Below are 18849 nucleotides of genomic sequence, written 5' to 3'. Positions count from 1 at the left end.
CGATTAACAATACGTTTTTCCAGAGAGCGGCTTTTAACAATGCCCTAACCTGATTTCAGGTGACGTACAATGCCAGTCTCTCAGATCTTCAGAGGGTGTTATGCTATATATCTTTCGTCTTATTATTACCGTTATTTACAGCATCTTAGTCTGTGTATTCGGCTCCATTTACTGCCTTTTCAGCCCGCGTAATCCGAAGCATGTGGCTACCTTCGGGCATATGTTTGGTCGTCTTGCGCCGCTGTACGGCCTGAAGGTCGAATGTCGCAAACCTGCTGATGCCGAAAGCTACGGTAATGCTATCTATATTGCTAACCATCAGAACAACTATGACATGGTGACGGCATCAAACATCGTGCAGCCGCCGACAGTCACTGTAGGTAAAAAGAGTTTGCTGTGGATCCCCTTCTTTGGGCAGTTGTACTGGTTAACCGGTAACTTATTGATCGACAGAAACAACCGTACTAAGGCACACGGCACTATTGCGGAAGTGGTGAATCACTTCAAAAAACGCCGTATTTCCATCTGGATGTTCCCGGAAGGTACCCGCAGTCGTGGTCGCGGCCTGCTACCGTTCAAGACCGGGGCATTTCACGCGGCAATTGCAGCAGGTGTGCCGATTATTCCCGTGTGTGTTTCCACAACTTCGAATAAGATTAATCTTAACCGGCTACACAACGGTCTGGTGATTGTCGAAATGCTGCCGCCAATTGATGTCAGTCAATATGGTAAAGATCAGGTTCGCGAGCTGGCGGCCCATTGTCGTTCGATAATGGAACAAAAAATCGCCGAGCTCGATAAAGAAGTCGCAGAACGCGAAGCCGCCGGAAAAGTTTAAGTCGGCAATCTGTATTTTTGCGGGAACACTTTCCTGCACGGTATTACTTTAGCCAGTTTTACATGGAGCAAATATGTCACTCAGTCGGCGTCAGTTCATTCAGGCATCGGGGATTGCACTTTGTGCAGGCGCTGTTCCCCTGAAGGCCAGAGCAGCCGGGCAACAGCAACCGCTACCCGTTCCGCCGCTGCTTGAATCTCGCCGTGGGCAACCGCTGTTTATGACTGTACAACGTGCGCACTGGTCATTTACGCCTGGGACACGTGCGTCGGTCTGGGGAATCAATGGCCGTTACCTGGGGCCGACTATCCGCGTCTGGAAGGGCGACGATGTTAAGCTTATTTACAGCAACCGCCTGACAGAAAATGTCTCAATGACGGTGGCCGGGCTACAAGTGCCAGGCCCACTGATGGGCGGTCCGGCACGGATGATGTCGCCTAATGCTGACTGGGCCCCCGTACTCCCCATTCGCCAGAACGCAGCTACTCTGTGGTATCACGCCAATACCCCCAACCGCACGGCTCAGCAGGTCTATAACGGCCTTGCCGGGATGTGGCTGGTGGAAGATGAAGTCAGCAAGTCGCTGCCTATCCCCAACCATTATGGTGTCGATGATTTTCCGGTCATTATTCAGGATAAACGCCTGGATAACTTTGGCACACCAGAATATAACGAACCAGGAAGCGGCGGCTTTGTTGGTGATACGCTGCTGGTTAACGGTGTACAAAGCCCGTACGTTGAAGTCTCGCGTGGCTGGGTGCGCTTGCGACTGCTGAACGCGTCGAACTCTCGTCGCTATCAACTACAGATGAGTGACGGACGTCCATTGCATGTGATTTCAGGCGATCAGGGATTCCTGCCTGCGCCAGTATCGGTAAAACAACTTTCGCTGGCACCGGGCGAGCGTCGTGAGATTCTGGTGGATATGAGCAACGGTGATGAAGTGTCTATCACCTGTGGCGAAGCGGCGAGTATTGTTGATCGTATTCGTGGCTTCTTTGAGCCATCCAGCATTCTGGTTTCTACGCTGGTGCTAACGCTGCGCCCAACTGGGCTACTGCCACTGGTCACTGACAGCCTGCCGATGCGCCTGTTGCCGACTGAAATTATGGCCGGTTCACCGATTCGTAGTCGTGATATTAGCCTGGGTGACGATCCTGGTATCAATGGGAAGTTGTGGGACGTCAACCGTATTGATGTCACCGCGCAGCAAGGAACGTGGGAGCGCTGGACGGTACGCGCGGACGAGCCGCAAGCGTTCCATATTGAAGGCGTGATGTTCCAGATCCGCAACGTTAACGGCGCAATGCCGTTCCCGGAAGACAGAGGCTGGAAAGATACCGTTTGGGTTGACGGACAAGTGGAGCTGCTTGTCTATTTCGGTCAGCCTTCCTGGGCGCACTTCCCGTTCTACTTTAATAGCCAGACGCTGGAAATGGCCGATCGCGGCTCGATAGGGCAGCTGTTGGTCAATCCGATACCGTAATCTTCATACTCGCCCGAGGAGGGCGAGTATGGAATACCTTTCGATTTCTCTTTCGTTCCGGCTTATAATCCTCGGCCTTTGATTATTTTTTTACCATTTCTGGAAGCAAAATGAGCTCTATCTCCCTGATCCAACCGGATCGCGACCTGTTCTCCTGGCCGCAGTACTGGGCCGCCTGTTTTGGACCGGCACCGTTTTTGCCAATGTCTCGTGAAGAGATGGATCAACTTGGCTGGGATAGCTGCGACATCATTTTGGTTACTGGCGACGCGTATGTCGATCACCCAAGCTTCGGGATGGCGATTTGCGGTCGTATGCTGGAAGCGCAGGGCTTTCGCGTCGGGATCATCGCCCAGCCGGACTGGAGCAGCAAAGACGATTTTATGCGTCTGGGTAAACCGAATCTGTTTTTCGGCGTTACAGCTGGCAATATGGACTCGATGATCAACCGCTATACCGCCGATCGCCGTTTACGTCATGACGATGCCTACACGCCGGATAACGTCGCGGGTAAGCGCCCGGATCGCGCCACACTGGTTTATACCCAGCGTTGTAAAGAGGCGTGGAAAGATGTGCCGGTGATCCTTGGTGGTATTGAAGCCAGCCTGCGCCGTACCGCGCATTATGATTACTGGTCTGATACCGTGCGCCGTTCGGTGCTGGTGGATTCCAAGGCCGACATGCTGATGTTCGGTAACGGTGAGCGTCCGCTGGTGGAAGTGGCGCATCGTCTGGCGATGGGCGAGCCGATTAGTGAAATCCGCGATGTGCGTAATACCGCGATTATCGTGAAAGAAGCACTGCCTGGCTGGAGCGGTGTGGATTCCACTCGTCTCGATACCCCGGGGAAAATCGACCCAATTCCGCATCCGTATGGTGAAGATTTGCCGTGCGCTGATAACAAACCGGTGGCGCCGAAAAAACAAGAAGCCAAAGCCGTTACCGTGCAGCCGCCGCGCCCGAAACCGTGGGAAAAAACCTACGTGTTGTTGCCTTCATTCGAGAAAGTGAAGGGCGACAAAGTGCTGTACGCTCATGCTTCGCGTATTCTGCACCACGAAACCAACCCAGGCTGCGCCCGTGCGTTGATGCAAAAACATGGCGACCGCTATGTGTGGATCAACCCGCCTGCTATTCCGCTTTCTACCGAAGAGATGGACAGCGTCTTTGCGCTGCCGTATAAGCGCGTGCCGCATCCGGCTTACGGTAATGCCCGTATTCCGGCTTACGAAATGATCCGTTTCTCGGTCAACATTATGCGTGGCTGCTTTGGCGGCTGCTCTTTCTGTTCTATTACCGAGCATGAAGGGCGCATTATTCAGAGCCGTTCGGAAGATTCGATCATCAATGAGATCGAAGCGATCCGTGACACAGTTCCTGGTTTTACGGGCGTGATTTCCGATCTCGGCGGTCCAACTGCCAACATGTATATGTTGCGCTGCAAATCGCCACGCGCCGAGCAAACCTGCCGTCGTTTGTCGTGCGTTTATCCGGATATTTGTCCGCATATGGACACTAACCACGAACCGACCATCAATCTCTATCGCCGTGCTCGCGATCTGAAAGGTATCAAGAAGATCCTGATCGCTTCCGGCGTGCGTTACGACATTGCCGTGGAAGACCCGCGCTATATCAAAGAGCTGGCGACCCATCACGTCGGCGGTTATCTGAAGATTGCCCCGGAACATACCGAAGAAGGGCCGTTGTCGAAGATGATGAAGCCGGGCATGGGGAGCTATGATCGCTTTAAAGAGCTGTTCGATACCTATTCCAAACAGGCAGGTAAAGAGCAGTATCTGATCCCATATTTCATCTCTGCGCACCCTGGTACGCGTGATGAAGATATGGTGAATCTGGCGCTGTGGCTGAAAAAGCATCGCTTCCGCCTCGACCAGGTACAGAACTTCTATCCGTCACCGCTGGCTAATTCGACCACCATGTATTACACCGGGAAAAACCCGCTGGCGAAGATTGGTTATAAGAGTGAAGACGTCTTCGTACCGAAGGGCGACAAACAGCGTCGTTTGCATAAAGCGTTGTTGCGTTACCACGATCCGGCAAACTGGCCGTTAATCCGTCAGGCGCTGGAAGCAATGGGTAAAAAGCATCTGATTGGCAGCCGTCGCGATTGCTTAGTGCCTGCGCCAACCATTGAAGAGATGCGCGAAGCTCGCCGTCAGAACCGCAATACCCGTCCGGCGTTGACCAAACATACGCCGATGGCGACCCAGCGTCAGACGCCTGCTACGGCAAAAAAAGCGTCGTCTACGCAATCTCGTCCGGTGAATGCTGGCGCGAAGAAACGCCCTAAAGCAGCGGTCGGACGTTAAAAAAAATCCCCGGTAACAGAATGCTGCCGGGGATTTTTTATCATTCTGCATACATACGCAAGCAGCGCAGGCAATCAAAATAGTCCTGCGCATCAAGACGCGTATTGGCTCTGTTAGCTTCAGATTTTGCCGCATAGATTTGCGGGCGTAATGCTTTCATATCCTGCTCAAGTCGGGTGATTTTGGCATTTAATGTTTGAACATTGCTCGCCAGTTGATTGACCTTTTGCTCATTGACGCACCCGCTTAATAAGCCGGTTATCAGAATTAGTGTTCCCACGCTGAAAGTCTTTTTCATTATTTATTTCTCCCTGTCTTTTATTGTTATGGTTAATAGTTGATTGACGTTTAGTGGAGTATTACCACCGTGGCGGGTGCGCCCAAATTCCGTCAGGCCATCTCCCTTCATCATCCAGCCGTGTGTTAACTTTTTCTGCCGCTTCTTTCGCTATCTGAATTTCCTGACGTAAAGCGTCGATATCCTGTTGGAGTTGATCGATTTTTATATTTATCAGATGAATATCATTTTCTACATGACTGATTTTTTCATTATTGACGCAGCCTGTGAGTATGAACATTAGAAAAAAGAGTAACAGTTGATTATTCATTTCCAGTTTCCTTTATCTGGTGTTAATTATTCAGCTAATCTGGCGGCAGTCTTCGCTTCAATCTGTTTAAGTAAGCTTCCGCTGCCTGGGCGGATAAAATCGGCGATTTCCCATTTACCTTCACGACGCTGTAAAACGAGTTCTTGTTCTTCGCTGTTGCCATTGGTCAATGCAAAACGAACAGAAATACGGGCGGAGTCGGCAGTTTTCTCCAGCACACGAATTTCATCAACGCGTGAAAATAAAGACTCTTCGCCAAAACAGATTGGGTTGTCGTAGATAAATTGCCGCTCTAATTGCATATCTTCATCGGAGTTGCTGCCAGTCTTGAAGGTGGTTTTATAGAAGGCATTAATAGCCTGGCGATAGGTGTTGGAAACAACCCACGTCCAGGGCCAACTATAATGAGTGATATGGTCAAACAACTCGGCGACAAAGGCTTCAGGCTGCTCTTTTTGTAGTGATGCCAGTACCGCCAATATTTTTTCATTCTCACCGTTAACCGACTGCCAGACGCTGCCATGATTGCTGACAATATCATCAATCATCCAACGACCATTTTCTGCCACCATCTTCAGTGTTTGCGTGGTCTTTTCTTTATCGTCTTTATAGGGACGAAAGCGCACAAGGGCATCCACGTGATCGGCATCCGTTTGAGTAACCGCGACACTTTCTAACACCAGATCGCCGTAATCCTGACAATCGCAAACCGGATCGTAATCCAGCCAGCCAATATTACCCGGCAGTGTGAGATTGTCATTCAGGGTTAGCGCCTTTTGCATTCGCGTTGATGTTATTGCTTGCTCACTGTTTTCACCGAAATAAGGAACGCTAGCTCCACCGGTATAGTATTGATAAATCTGCCTGACTGTTTGTTCAGCGGTCAGCGAGGGGGATTGCGCCTGGAGGGTAAAACTTAAAAAGGCTGCCAAAAACAGAATCATTATTTTCATCTGTTTTTCACCTCTCCATCACGTTTATCCCTGGTGTAGATGAGTTGTTCCTTTAAGAGCTTCCAGCTCCGCATGATGATGTCCTTATATTTGGTGTTCCTGAACAGGGGAGAGTAACAACGGGCGGGAGGCGAGGGGAATAAATGATTTCTGAAAAGTCCGGTAGCGGAACATTACCGCTACCGGGAGAATTTGTGCGTTAGCCGCTGAACTGGTCGGGATCAGGGCCGAGGCGTTTACCCTGGTCGAGTTTTGCAATGTCACCAAGTTCGTCTTTGTCGAGACGGAAATCCCAGACATCGAAGTTTTCGGCAATTCGTGAAGGGGTGACCGATTTCGGGATTACGACCAGACCGTTATCCAGATGCCAGCGGATAACAATCTGCGCCGGGGTTTTGCCATACTTATCTGCTAGATCGCGAATGATTTTCTGATCGAATACGCCTTTCCCGCCCTGGGCTAATGGGCTCCAGGATTCGGTCTGGATTTTGTGTGTGGCGTTCCAGGCATGCAACTGACGTTGCTGCATCAGCGGGTGAAGTTCTATCTGGTTAATGACAGGTGCCACGCCAGTTTCATCAATCAGGCGCTGAAGATGGTGGATCTGGAAATTGCAGACGCCGATACTTTTGATTAAGCCCTCTTTTTGCAGCTCAATCATTCCTTTCCATGCTTCGACATAATGGTCGATTGCGGGAACGGGCCAGTGCATTAAGTAGAGGTCGATATAATCAAGCTGGAGTTTTTTCAGACTGTCGAGTAGGGCTTCGCGGGGGCGCTTGTGGTTGTCGTTCCACAGTTTAGTGGTGATGAACAGATCTTCTCTGTTAAGTGCGGAATTTTTCAGGGCTTTGCCGACACCTTCTTCGTTCTTGTAGGCTGCGGCGGTATCAATCGAACGATAACCAACTTCTAACGCTTTTTGAATAGCGGTGATAACTTCCTCATTACTTGCTTGCCAGACGCCCAGTCCCAGCTGGGGCATGACATTGCCGTCCTGTAGCTTAATAACGGTTGGATTAGCCATACGTTCCTCCTTATATGAACTCACCGGAGCAGGCTCCGGTGAGATGTTGTGAACTTAAGTCTGGACGAAATGCCCGAAAACGAAAGTTTGAGGCGTAAAAAGCTTAACGGGCGGCTTCGTAGATGCGGCGGCTGACTTCCAGCGTAATGTCATGATTTTCGCCCAGTTGGGTCATGCCGTGTTCTTCCAGTTTTTTCAGCAATGCCGGGATAGAACTGCCGTCCAGACCGTAGTCGGAAAGATGCGTCGGCACGCCTAATTGCTCGAAGAAGTTACGGGTAGCGGCAATCGCGGCGTCAATGCGCTCGTCGTCGGAACCTTCGGTGATGTTCCAGACACGTTCAGCGTATTGCAGCAGTTTCGCACGCTTGGTGTCGCGTTTTTCATTCCACAGTGCAGGCAGGACGATAGCCAGAGTTTGTGCGTGATCCAGACCGTGCATAGCGGTCAGTTCGTGGCCCAGCATATGCGTTGCCCAGTCCTGCGGTACGCCAGCACCGATCAAACCGTTCAGCGCTTGGGTCGCCGCCCACATGACGTTGGCGCGCACATCGTAGTTTTCTGGTTCTTTCAGGGCCTTCGGACCATCTTCGATCAGCGTCAGCAAAATGCCTTCTGCGAAGCGGTCCTGAATTTTGGCATCAACCGGTTTGGTCACATACTGTTCTACGGTGTGCACAAAGGCGTCCACTACGCCGTTAGCCACCTGGCGCGGTGGCAGGGTATAGGTATAAACCGGATCGAGTACGGCAAATACCGGCTGAACATGGGCAGAATGGAACGCCTGTTTGTCGCCAGTGGTTTTACGGGAGATAACCGCCCCCGCGTTAGATTCAGAACCGGTCGCTGGCAGTGTCAGCACACAGCCCATCGGGATAGCGCTTTTAATCTCTTTGCCGCCAGTTTGCAGGATATGCCACGGATCGACGTTTTCAGGATAATTTGCCGCTGCGGCGATAAATTTGGTGCCATCCAGCACGGACCCGCCGCCAACCGCCAACAGGAAAGTCACTTTCTGTTCGCGAACCAGTTTTACGGCGTTCATCAGCGTTTCATAAGCCGGGTTTGGTTCGATACCGCCAAACTCCAGCACGTCCATACCTTTCAGTGCATCCAGAACTTGATCGAGGACGCCGGTTTTTTTCACACTACCGCCGCCGTAGGTAATCAATACGCGGGCGCCATGAGGAATTTGCTCGCGTAAACCAGCGATAGCGCCTTTACCAAACAGAATGCGGGTTGGGGTGTGCAGATTAAAGTTGTTCATTACTTGCTCCCTTTGCTGGGTCAATATGAGGGCAGAGAACGGTCTGCCTGATGTTTTTCATTGTGGTCGCCAGCGCCGTGGCTCTCAATGCTCATTTCTGCCAATGTCTTGCCTATTTCTCCAGAATGCTGGAGAAATGGTACAAAATTGCGCACAATCAAATTGCCGCATTATTCCTAAGAAATTACGCGATATGAAACGTGAAGAGATATGCCGCCTACTGACGGATAAAATTAATAGACTGAAAGATAAAGAAAATAGTTTGTCAGATATGTTGCCTGATGTGCGCTTATTGTATGGCGAGAACCCCGGTGCGCGTACGCCAGTGATGTATGAACCTGGCATCATAATTCTCTTTTCTGGGCATAAAATCGGTTATATCAATGAACGCGTGTTTCGCTATGACGCCAATGAATACCTGCTGCTGACGGTGCCGTTGCCGTTTGAGTGCGAAACCTATGCCACGCCAGAGGTGCCACTGGCGGGGGTGCGTCTCAATGTTGATATTTTACAGTTACAAGAACTGTTGATGGATATTGGCGAAGATGAACATTTCCAGCCGTCGATGGCTGCCAGCGGTATTAATTCCGCTACATTGTCCGAAGAGATTTTATGCGCGGCGGAGCGGTTACTGGATGTGATGGAACGACCGCTGGATGCGCGCATTCTCGGTAAACAGATTATCCGCGAAATTCTTTACTATGTGCTGACGGGGCCTTGCGGCGGCGCGCTACTGGCGCTGGTAAGTCGCCAGACGCATTTCAGCCTGATTAGCCGCGTGCTGAAACGAATTGAGAATAAATACACCGAAAACCTGAGCGTTGAGCAACTGGCAGCAGAAGCCAATATGAGCGTTTCGGCGTTCCACCATAATTTTAAGTCTGTCACCAGTACTTCGCCGTTGCAGTATCTGAAGAATTACCGTCTGCATAAGGCGCGAATGATGATAATCCACGACGGCATGAAGGCCAGCGCGGCGGCGATGCGCGTCGGCTATGAAAGCGCGTCGCAATTTAGCCGTGAGTTTAAACGTTATTTCGGTGTGACGCCGGGAGAAGATGCAGCCAGAATGCGGGCGATGCAGGGGAGTTAAATGTGTTCCCGGCATGGCCACCGGGAACGGAGGAAATCGTCAGGCACTAGAGTACTTTTTTTTAATCACCACGAACAGCGTGCCTAACAAGCCAGCGGTTAGCAAGGCAATCGGCAGGATCATCAGGAACGTCATCACCTGATCTTCATGGCGTTTTACAAACGGGATCATGCTTAAGGCATAGCCAAAACTGGTTACCACGCTGACCCATAACAACCCGCTTAACCAGTTGAAAAACTGGAAGCGGCGGTTTGGCAACCCGGAAATCCCTGCCATGGTTGGCAGCAGCGTGCGGACAAAGGCGAGAAAACGTCCAGCAAGCAGCGCCAGCAGACCGTGGCGGTCAAACATACAGGTGGCGCGCTGGTGATATTTGGCCGGAAGCTGTGCCAGCCAGCCTTTCACCGTTTTGGTATTACCCAGCCAGCGCCCCTGAATATAACTCAACCAACAACCCAGGCTGGCTGCGGCAGTCAGAATCGTGATTGTTGGCAGAAAATCCATAACCCCTTGGGCAATCAATGCGCCAGCCAGAATCAACAAGCTGTCGCCAGGCAAAAATGAGGCGGGCAGCAGGCCGTTTTCTAAAAACAGCGTGGCAAACATGACAAAGTAAACAACGCTAACAATGTGAGGGTCCGCCAGCGCGGCAAAGTCATGTTGCCAGAGCGCAGCGATAATATCTTGAATAACAGCCATGGACTTTCCTGTGGAACAGCGTTTAAGCCTTAATTTGACTATTGTACTCCTGAATCGTCCGGGACGCCTTGATCCCGGACGCAACAATTTAAGACTATTCACAATTAAATGTCTGCAAAATTGTCCAAATTTGGCAATGTTACACAATTCGCGCGAAGCCGGCGTCCAGATCGGCAATCAGATCGTCGACGTTTTCCAGACCAATATGCAGGCGAATCAAGGTGCCGCTAAAATCGATCTTACCTTGCGGGCGGATGGCGGCGAGATGTTCTGGCTGGTTCGCGAGGATCAAGGATTCATACCCGCCCCATGAGAAGGCCATGCTGAATAAACTGAAGTTATCCAGATAGTTCGCCAGTTCTTCATCATTAAGTTTTTTCTTCAGGACAAAGGAAAATAGTCCGCTGCTACCTGTAAAGTCTCGTTTCCAGAATTCATGGCCTTTACTGCCTGGCAGAGCAGGGTGGTTAACTCGCTCAACCTGCGGATGTGCGGCCAGCCATTCTGCCACTTTCAAGCTGCTTTCATGATGTTGGCGCAGACGCACGCCCAGTGTACGCAGGCCACGACTGGTCATATAGGCGGTATCGGCGTCGACCATCTGCCCCATCAGATAGGCATTTTCCCGCAGTTGCTCCCAGCAACGGGCATTGCACACGGCAGTGCCAATCATCGCATCCGAATGCCCTACCAGATATTTGGTGGCGGCCTGAATAGAAACATCAATACCAAAATCAAGAGCTTTGAACAGCACTCCGGCAGCCCAGGTGTTATCGATCATAATGATGGCGTCCGGAACGACACTGCGTACGGCGGCAACAATTGCTGGAACATCATGCACTTCCATAGTGATGGAGCCCGGTGATTCCAGAAACACGATTTTAGTGTTTGGCTGCAGATGTTTAACGATATCGGCACCAATCATCGGATCAAACCATGATGTCGTTACGCCCAACTTGCTGAGGATTTTGCTACAGAAATCCTGACTCGGCTCGTAGGCGGTATTGGTCATCAACACATGATCGCCCTGTTCAACAAAAGCAAGAATGGAATTTGCAACCGCTGCCGCCCCGCAAGGAAACAGCGCGCAACCTGCGCCACCTTCCAGTTCGCACATCGCTTCTTGTAAGGAGAAATGGGTTAACGTTCCGCGCCGTCCATAGAACAACTCGCCATTGGCGCGATTGCGCGTCGCATGTTTTTTGGCTTCCACACTGTCAAAGACCAGCGAAGAGGCGCGTTGAATCACGCTATTTACCGCGCCGAGAGTGTATTTTTTGCTGCGTCCTGCATTGACCAGTTGAGTATCAAGTTGTTTGTCTGCCATGTTGGGATTCCTGTTTTTATACGTCTGGATGTCTAAACTAGCACGAATGAGGTCATGCGCATCCTGAAGAATTGGCATAAAGCAGAAAAATTTCGCAAAAGGTGTATTGGTGACTTTTTTACTGCGTAAACGCAAAGAAAAGAAAGCAAAGGTACGGCAGTATGCAAATAGTAATGAGAACGACTATCAATTCGACGTCGTTTTGATATTATTGTGCGCAGATTTTGTGACTTGCGTCCTGGAGATACACAGTGGGTAATAATTTAATGCAGACGGACCTTTCCGTCTGGGGTATGTATCAGCACGCCGATATTGTCGTTAAGTGCGTGATGATTGGGCTTATTTTGGCCTCCGTAGTCACCTGGGCAATCTTCTTCAGTAAGAGCGTAGAGTTCTTCAACCAGAAGCGTCGCCTGAAGCGCGAGCAGCAACTGCTGGCTGAAGCACGCTCTTTAAACCAGGCCAGCGATATCGCCGCTGATTTTGGTAGCAAAAGCTTAAGCCTGCATTTGCTCAATGAAGCGCAAAATGAGCTGGAACTGTCGGAAGGCAGCGACGATAACGAAGGTATTAAAGAGCGTACCAGTTTCCGCCTTGAGCGTCGGGTCGCCGCAGTAGGTCGTCAAATGGGCCGCGGGAACGGTTATCTTGCTACCATCGGCGCAATTTCGCCGTTCGTTGGTCTGTTTGGTACGGTCTGGGGCATCATGAACAGCTTTATTGGTATCGCGCAAACGCAAACTACCAATCTGGCAGTGGTTGCACCGGGTATTGCAGAAGCGTTGCTGGCAACGGCAATCGGTCTGGTGGCAGCGATTCCGGCGGTCGTTATCTATAACGTATTTGCACGCCAGATTGGCGGCTTTAAAGCGATGCTTGGCGATGTCGCAGCGCAGGTATTGTTGCTGCAAAGCCGTGACCTGGATCTGGAAGCCTGCGCCGCTGCGCATCCGGTTCGTGTTGCACAAAAATTACGCGCAGGATAATGTCCGATGGCAATGCATCTTAACGAAAACCTCGACGATAACGGCGAAATGCATGATATCAACGTGACGCCGTTTATCGACGTGATGTTGGTTCTGCTGATTATCTTTATGGTGGCGGCGCCGTTAGCGACGGTAGATGTGAAGGTGAACTTGCCTGCTTCTACCAGTACGCCGCAGCCGCGCCCGGAAAAACCGGTTTATCTGTCGGTGAAGGCGGACAACTCAATGTTTATCGGTAACGATCCGGTCACCGATGAAACGATGGTTACGGCGCTGAATGCGTTAACCGAAGGTAAGAAAGACACCACCATCTTCTTCCGTGCAGATAAAACCGTCGACTACGAGATGTTGATGAAGGTAATGGATAAGCTGCATCAGGCAGGTTACCTGAAGATTGGTCTGGTCGGCGAAGAAACTGCCAAAGCGAAGTAAAGAGAATTGCCTGATGCTCTACGCTTATCAGGCCTACAAAATCTATCGCAACATGTTGAATTTGCAGGAGCATGTAGGCTGGATAAGGCGTTCACGCCGCATCCAGCATTCGGTGCACAATGCCTGATGCGACGTTGGCGCGTCTTATCAGACCTACAAATCTATCGCAACATGTTGAATTTGCAGGAGCATGTAGGCTGGATAAGGCGTTCACGCCGCATCCGGCATTCGGTGCACAATGCCTGATGCGACGCTGGCGCGTCTTATCAGACCTACAAATCTATCGCAACGTGTTGAATTTGCACTAGCTGGTAGACCAGATAAGGCGTTCACGCCGCATCCGGCGAGCGTTAAAAGTACGATGATGCCCGGTTGCTTTTCACAACCGGGCATTTTTTAGCCTAAATGCTCGCCGCCGCACACGCCGTGTACTTCTGCGGTGACATAGCTCGACTCCTGACTTGCCAGATAAACATATACAGGGGCCAGCTCCGCCGGTTGCCCCGCACGCTTCATCGGCGTTTTCTGACCAAACTGCGGGATCTTATCCTGCGTCTGTCCGCCGGAAATTTGCAGAGCTGTCCAGATAGGGCCTGGCGCGACAATATTCACCCGAATACCTTTTTCCGCGACCTGTTTTGCCAGACCACGGCTGTAGTTCAGAATCGCCGCCTTCGTTGCCGCATAGTCCAGCAAATGCGGGCTTGGCTGGTAGGCCTGGATTGACGAAGTGGTGATGATACTGGCACCTTTCGGTAGCAGGGGAATTGCTTCCTGGGTTAGCCAGAACAGCGCGAAAACGTTAATGGCAAAGGTCTTTTGAAACTGTTCGCTGGTGAGGTCTGCAATATCAGGAATGGCAACCTGTTTCCCGGCGACCAGCGCCATAATATCCAGCCCGCCTAATGCCTTATGCGCGTCGTGAACCAGTGAACGGGCAAATTTCTCATCGCTTAAATCGCCCGGCAGCAGAATGGCTTTGCGTCCGCATTCTTCAATGATCTTTTTCACATCCTTAGCATCTTCTTCTTCCACGGGAAGATAACTGATCGCCACGTCAGCTCCTTCACGCGCGTAAGCGATGGCGGCAGCGCGACCGATTCCGGAATCGCTCCCTGTCACCAGTGCTTTACGACCTTTCAGGCGACCGCTACCGACATAGGTTTTCTCGCCGCAATCTGGCACGGGCGTCATCTTCGCCTGAATGCCGGGCGCTGGTTGTTTCTGTTTGGGATATTCACCAGTGTAATACTGCGTGGTCGGGTCTTTTAAATGAGACATCGCTTTTCTCCCTTCAGGTTCAACGTCCTATAAGGGTAGACGCTCTCAATGCGTTAATCAGGGAACCAGGAAGATCCCTAAACCTCGGATTTATGCGACAACGGTTTAACATATATGTTGATTTGCTGTTGCGCGCTGTTTACTCAATTGCGATATACTGTTGCCCGTTTTAACTACACGACAGGAATGTATGGAACGTTTTCTTGAAAATGCAATGTATGCTTCTCGCTGGCTGCTTGCCCCCGTGTACTTTGGCCTTTCGCTGGCGTTGGTTGCCCTGGCGCTGAAGTTCTTTCAGGAGATTATTCACGTCCTGCCAAATATCTTCTCAATGGCAGAATCAGATTTGATCCTCGTGTTGCTGTCGCTGGTGGATATGACGCTGGTTGGCGGTTTGCTTGTGATGGTGATGTTTTCCGGTTATGAGAATTTCGTCTCGCAGCTCGATATCTCCGAGAACAAAGAGAAGCTGAACTGGCTGGGGAAAATGGACGCAACGTCGCTAAAAAACAAAGTGGCAGCGTCGATCGTGGCAATCTCTTCCATTCACTTACTGCGCGTCTTTATGGATGCGAAAAATGTCCCGGATAACAAACTGATGTGGTACGTCATTATCCATCTGACGTTTGTGCTTTCTGCATTTGTGATGGGCTATCTTGACCGACTAACTCGTCATAATCACTGATCTTATGCGGGCGCGGTTCTCGCGCCCGGTATGAACTTGTTATTTATCGGAAGATGCTTGCCACAGGTTTAGCTCGCCATCGGCAATATGCTGGTCAATCTGCGCCAGTTCTTCGGCACTAAACGCCAGATTATTCAATGCCTGCACGTTCTCCTCCAGTTGCTCCGCACGGCTGGCACCAATCAATACCGACGTCACTCGCTCATCTTTCAGCAACCAGCTTAACGCCATTTGCGCCATAGACTGACCGCGCTGCTGTGCCATTTCATTCAATAACCGCAGGCTGTTGAGGTTAGCGTCGGTGAGCATTTTCGGTGTCAGGCCGCGTACTTTATGACCTTCGCGATGCATCCGTGAATCTTCAGGAATGCCGTTGAGATATTTTCCGGTCAGCAATCCCTGGGCCAATGGGGTGAAGGCAATGCAGCCTATGCCGTTATTTTCCAGGGTATCCAGCAGGCCGCTTTTATCTACCCAGCGGTTGAGCAGATTGTATGAAGGCTGATGAATTAACAGCGGAATTTTCCACTCGCGCAGTAACTCGACCATTTTTTGCGTCCGCTCTGGCGAGTAAGAGGAGATCCCAACATACAGCGCCTTACCACTTTGCACCGCATGAGCCAGCGCAGAGGCGGTTTCTTCCATCGGCGTATTTTCATCGACACGGTGCGAGTAAAAGATATCGACATATTCCAGCCCCATGCGCTTCAGGCTTTGGTCGAGGCTGGCGAGCAGGTATTTACGTGAACCGCCAGAGCCGTATGGGCCGGGCCACATATCGTATCCGGCTTTGGTAGAGATAATCAGCTCATCGCGATAAGCAGCAAAATCCTCTCGTAGCAGGCGACCAAAGTTCTCTTCCGCACTGCCGGGAGGCGGGCCGTAGTTGTTGGCTAAATCAAAGTGCGTAATGCCTGAATCAAAAGCTTTGCGCAGAATCGCACGCTGTGATTCCAGCGCGTTAACGTGACCGAAATTGTGCCATAAACCGAGCGATAACGCGGGCAGGCGTAAACCGCTTTTTCCGCAATAGCGGTACTGCATTTGCCCGTAACGTTCGGGATTCGCTAACCAGACCATGACATCTCCTTTCCACCATTCAATTTCGAAACAATGTTTCTAGTCTAGCGATTTACCAGGGCGTATCCCGTAGCATCGCTCACAGAGTGACGAAAAACTGGGCAAAAACACGCGCTTATGCTTTGCTTAAAAAAACAACAGCTGAGGAATAAAACGATGCCGCGTTTGACCGCCAAAGATTTTCCGCAAGAGTTGCTGGATTACTACGACTATTACGCTCATGGGAAAATATCAAAACGTGAGTTTCTCAACCTGGCAGCGAAGTACGCGGTGGGAGGGATGACGGCGTTAGCGTTGTTTGATTTGCTCAAGCCAAATTACACTTGGGCGACCCAGGTGGAGTTTACTGACCCGGAGATTGTCGCTGAGTACATCACGTATCCTTCGCCAAATGGTCACGGCGAAGTACGGGGTTACCTGGTGAAGCCCGCGAAGATGAGCGACAAAACACCCGCTGTGGTGGTGGTGCATGAGAATCGTGGGCTGAATCCGTATATCGAAGACGTGGCGCGGCGAGTGGCGAAGGCGGGATACATCGCTCTGGCGCCAGACGGTTTAAGCTCCGTGGGTGGTTACCCGGGAAATGATGATAAAGGCCGCGAACTGCAACAGCAGATTGATCCAACCAAACTGATGAATGATTTCTTTGCCGCAATTGAGTTTATGCAACGCTATCCCCAAGCCTCGGGCAAAGTTGGCATAACCGGATTTTGCTATGGCGGTGGTGTCTCGAACGCGGCTGCCGTGGCGTATCCGGAACTGGCCTGCGCGGTGCCGTTTTATGGTCGTCAGGCACCCACTGCCGATGTGGCGAAGATCGAAGCGCCTTTACTGCTCCACTACGCGGAACTGGATACCCGAATCAACGAGGGTTGGCCCGCTTACGAGGCGGCGTTGAAGGCCAATAACAAAGTCTATGAAGCGTATATTTATCCGGGGGTTAACCATGGATTCCATAATGATTCCACGCCACGTTATGACAAATCAGCCGCCGATCTTGCCTGGCAAAGGACGCTGACATGGTTCGATAAATATCTTTCCTGATGTGTTTATCCCTTAAAGGATAACGTCCTACATGTGCAGGAAAAAATAGCGTGCGTAAAAGTCGGAGTTTGCCTAAAATATCGCTATATATACTGATATATAACGTTTGAGGTAAACGATGAATAACCATTTCGGTAAAGGCTTAATGGCAGGATTAAAAGCAACGCATGCCGACAGTGCAGTTAATGTGACTAAATTTTGCGCCGATTATAAACGTGGTTTTGTATTAGGCTACTCGCACCGGATGTATGAAAAGACCGGTGATCGACAGCTCAGCGCCTGGGAAGCGGGTATTCTGACGCGCCGTTATGGGCTGGATAAAGAGATGGTAATGGATTTCTTTCGTGAGAATAATTCCTGTTCTACGTTGCGCTTTTTTATGGCTGGTTATCGCCTCGAAAATTGATCAAACATACGTATTATCTTGCTTTAATTAATTACACTAATGCTTATTCCCTTCGTTTTAGCGCCCCGCCGCAGTATCATTGTAATGATAACCATAATAAATGTGTGGTAAATGGCGCATCGATCGCATTATTGATTTTGCGGTTGAGGCAAAATATATGCCAGGTCTTCGCAACGGAATAACAATAAATGACTGGAGATAACACCCTCATCCATTCTCACGGCATTAATCGTCGTGATTTCATGAAGCTTTGTGCAGCATTAGCCGCCACCATGGGGTTAAGTAGCAAAGCCGCCGCAGAGATGGCCGAATCGGTCACTAACCCGCAGCGCCCGCCGGTTATCTGGATTGGCGCGCAGGAATGCACCGGTTGTACGGAATCTCTGCTTCGTGCGACGCATCCAACGGTAGAAAACCTCGTGCTGGAGACTATCTCTCTGGAGTATCACGAAGTGCTTTCTGCCGCCTTCGGCCATCAGGTTGAAGAGAACAAACACAACGCACTTGAGAAGTACAAAGGGCAGTATGTGTTAGTGGTGGATGGTTCCATCCCATTAAAAGATAACGGTATTTATTGTATGGTTGCCGGTGAGCCGATTGTGGACCACATCCGCAAAGCGGCAGAAGGCGCAGCAGCAATTATCGCTATCGGTTCCTGCTCCGCGTGGGGCGGTGTTGCCGCAGCTGGAGTTAACCCAACCGGCGCGGTCAGCCTGCAAGAAGTTCTGCCAGGCAAAACTGTAATCAACATTCCTGGCTGCCCGCCAAACCCGCACAACTTCCTCGCGACCGTTGCGCACATCATCACTTACGGCAAACCGCCGAAACTGGATGACAAAAACCGTCCGACCTTCGCCTATGGTCGTCTGATTCACGAACACTGTGAACGTCGTCCGCACTTTGATGCTGGTCGTTTTGCCAAAGAGTTCGGTGATGATGGCCACCGCGAAGGCTGGTGCCTGTACCACCTCGGCTGTAAAGGGCCAGAAACTTACGGCAACTGCTCAACGCTGCAATTCTGCGACGTTGGCGGCGTGTGGCCGGTGGCGATTGGTCACCCGTGCTATGGCTGTAACGAAGAAGGTATCGGCTTCCATAAAGGCATCCATCAGCTTGCCAACGTCGAAAACCAGACGCCGCGTTCACAAAAACCGGACGTCAACGCTAAAGAAGGCGGCAACGTCTCTGCGGGCGCTATCGGTTTGCTCGGCGGTGTGGTTGGGCTGGTTGCCGGTGTCAGCGTGATGGCGGTGCGTGAACTGGGGCGTCAGCAAAAGAAAGATAACGCTGACTCACGGGGAGAATAA

General features: G+C 50.9%; 19 protein-coding genes. 10 read left to right on the top strand and 9 right to left on the bottom strand.

Going from position 1 to position 18849, the window contains the following annotated elements:
* Positions 1-100: 100 nt before the first annotated feature.
* From plsC to FEM44_RS06125, 3 genes are all read left to right on the top strand, one after another.
* Positions 101-838 (top strand): 1-acylglycerol-3-phosphate O-acyltransferase, encoded by a 738-nt coding sequence (plsC, locus tag FEM44_RS06135; RefSeq protein WP_130223945.1) that lies wholly within the window; start codon positions 101-103, stop codon positions 836-838.
* Positions 839-911: 73 nt separating this feature from the next.
* Positions 912-2324: a cell division protein FtsP gene (ftsP, locus tag FEM44_RS06130; RefSeq protein WP_135524009.1), complete on the top strand. Its 1413-nt coding sequence runs from the start codon at positions 912-914 to the stop codon at positions 2322-2324.
* 110 nt (positions 2325-2434) lie between these two features.
* A complete protein-coding gene (locus tag FEM44_RS06125) occupies positions 2435-4654 on the top strand; it encodes a YgiQ family radical SAM protein (RefSeq protein WP_000095187.1) in 2220 nt (739 codons plus the stop codon).
* Between the two features lie 40 nt (positions 4655-4694).
* Here the strand turns inward: FEM44_RS06125 and yqhH are convergent, their stop codons facing one another.
* The 5 genes from yqhH to yqhD form a co-directional block, all read right to left on the bottom strand.
* Positions 4695-4952, bottom strand: coding sequence for a lipoprotein YqhH (gene yqhH, locus FEM44_RS06120; protein WP_135524010.1), 258 nt, complete (start codon positions 4950-4952; stop codon positions 4695-4697).
* A 61-nt stretch (positions 4953-5013) separates the two neighbouring features.
* Complete coding sequence (locus FEM44_RS06115) at positions 5014-5262, bottom strand: hypothetical protein (RefSeq protein ID WP_135524011.1); 249 nt, start codon at positions 5260-5262, stop codon at positions 5014-5016.
* Positions 5263-5288: 26 nt separating this feature from the next.
* Positions 5289-6215 carry a YbjP/YqhG family protein gene (locus FEM44_RS06110; RefSeq protein ID WP_135524012.1) on the bottom strand — a complete coding sequence of 309 codons (927 nt, stop codon included), beginning with the start codon at positions 6213-6215 and terminating at the stop codon, positions 5289-5291.
* Positions 6216-6414: 199 nt separating this feature from the next.
* The gene (dkgA, locus tag FEM44_RS06105; protein ID WP_130218154.1) at positions 6415-7242 is read right to left on the bottom strand and encodes a 2,5-didehydrogluconate reductase DkgA; all 828 of its coding nucleotides are present in this window, start codon (positions 7240-7242) and stop codon (positions 6415-6417) included.
* A gap of 103 nt (positions 7243-7345) precedes the next feature.
* Positions 7346-8509: an alcohol dehydrogenase gene (yqhD, locus tag FEM44_RS06100; protein ID WP_130218152.1), complete on the bottom strand. Its 1164-nt coding sequence runs from the start codon at positions 8507-8509 to the stop codon at positions 7346-7348.
* Between the two features lie 193 nt (positions 8510-8702).
* On the opposite strand from yqhD, the gene yqhC reads away from it, so the two are divergent.
* A complete protein-coding gene (gene yqhC / locus FEM44_RS06095) occupies positions 8703-9602 on the top strand; it encodes a DNA-binding transcriptional regulator YqhC (protein ID WP_138158408.1) in 900 nt (299 codons plus the stop codon).
* A gap of 39 nt (positions 9603-9641) precedes the next feature.
* Here the strand turns inward: yqhC and yghB are convergent, their stop codons facing one another.
* A complete protein-coding gene (gene yghB, locus FEM44_RS06090; protein ID WP_064529651.1) occupies positions 9642-10301 on the bottom strand; it encodes a DedA family general envelope maintenance protein YghB in 660 nt (219 codons plus the stop codon).
* Positions 10302-10440: 139 nt separating this feature from the next.
* Positions 10441-11628 carry a cystathionine beta-lyase gene (metC, locus tag FEM44_RS06085; protein WP_135524013.1) on the bottom strand — a complete coding sequence of 396 codons (1188 nt, stop codon included), beginning with the start codon at positions 11626-11628 and terminating at the stop codon, positions 10441-10443.
* A 251-nt stretch (positions 11629-11879) separates the two neighbouring features.
* Between metC and exbB the strand changes: the two genes are divergently transcribed.
* Both exbB and exbD read left to right on the top strand, forming a co-directional pair.
* Entirely contained in the window at positions 11880-12614 is a 735-nt protein-coding gene (gene exbB / locus FEM44_RS06080; RefSeq protein ID WP_135524014.1) for a tol-pal system-associated acyl-CoA thioesterase, read from the top strand.
* Positions 12615-12620: 6 nt separating this feature from the next.
* A complete protein-coding gene (gene exbD / locus FEM44_RS06075; protein ID WP_130208035.1) occupies positions 12621-13046 on the top strand; it encodes a TonB system transport protein ExbD in 426 nt (141 codons plus the stop codon).
* Between the two features lie 396 nt (positions 13047-13442).
* Here the strand turns inward: exbD and yghA are convergent, their stop codons facing one another.
* Positions 13443-14327 carry an NADP(+)-dependent aldehyde reductase gene (gene yghA, locus FEM44_RS06070; protein WP_135524015.1) on the bottom strand — a complete coding sequence of 295 codons (885 nt, stop codon included), beginning with the start codon at positions 14325-14327 and terminating at the stop codon, positions 13443-13445.
* Positions 14328-14517: 190 nt separating this feature from the next.
* Between yghA and FEM44_RS06065 the strand changes: the two genes are divergently transcribed.
* Entirely contained in the window at positions 14518-15012 is a 495-nt protein-coding gene (locus FEM44_RS06065) for a TIGR00645 family protein (RefSeq protein ID WP_000439331.1), read from the top strand.
* Between the two features lie 39 nt (positions 15013-15051).
* Here FEM44_RS06065 and gpr read toward each other — a convergent pair whose 3' ends face one another.
* Positions 15052-16092: an L-glyceraldehyde 3-phosphate reductase gene (gene gpr, locus FEM44_RS06060; protein ID WP_135524016.1), complete on the bottom strand. Its 1041-nt coding sequence runs from the start codon at positions 16090-16092 to the stop codon at positions 15052-15054.
* A 156-nt stretch (positions 16093-16248) separates the two neighbouring features.
* Between gpr and yghX the strand changes: the two genes are divergently transcribed.
* The 3 genes from yghX to hybO all read left to right on the top strand — a co-directional run bounded on the left by yghX (position 16249) and on the right by hybO (position 18849).
* Positions 16249-17136: a YghX family hydrolase gene (gene yghX / locus FEM44_RS06055; RefSeq protein ID WP_135524017.1), complete on the top strand. Its 888-nt coding sequence runs from the start codon at positions 16249-16251 to the stop codon at positions 17134-17136.
* Positions 17137-17254: 118 nt separating this feature from the next.
* Positions 17255-17542 (top strand): DUF2623 family protein YghW, encoded by a 288-nt coding sequence (yghW, locus tag FEM44_RS06050; RefSeq protein ID WP_001059136.1) that lies wholly within the window; start codon positions 17255-17257, stop codon positions 17540-17542.
* A gap of 188 nt (positions 17543-17730) precedes the next feature.
* Positions 17731-18849 (top strand): hydrogenase 2 small subunit, encoded by a 1119-nt coding sequence (gene hybO / locus FEM44_RS06045; protein ID WP_135524018.1) that lies wholly within the window; start codon positions 17731-17733, stop codon positions 18847-18849.

It is taken from the genome of Escherichia sp. E4742, assembly GCF_005843885.1.
Lineage (GTDB): Bacteria > Pseudomonadota > Gammaproteobacteria > Enterobacterales > Enterobacteriaceae > Escherichia.
Note: the sequence above shows the minus strand (reverse complement) of the source record. Positions and strands in the feature narration are given on the sequence as shown.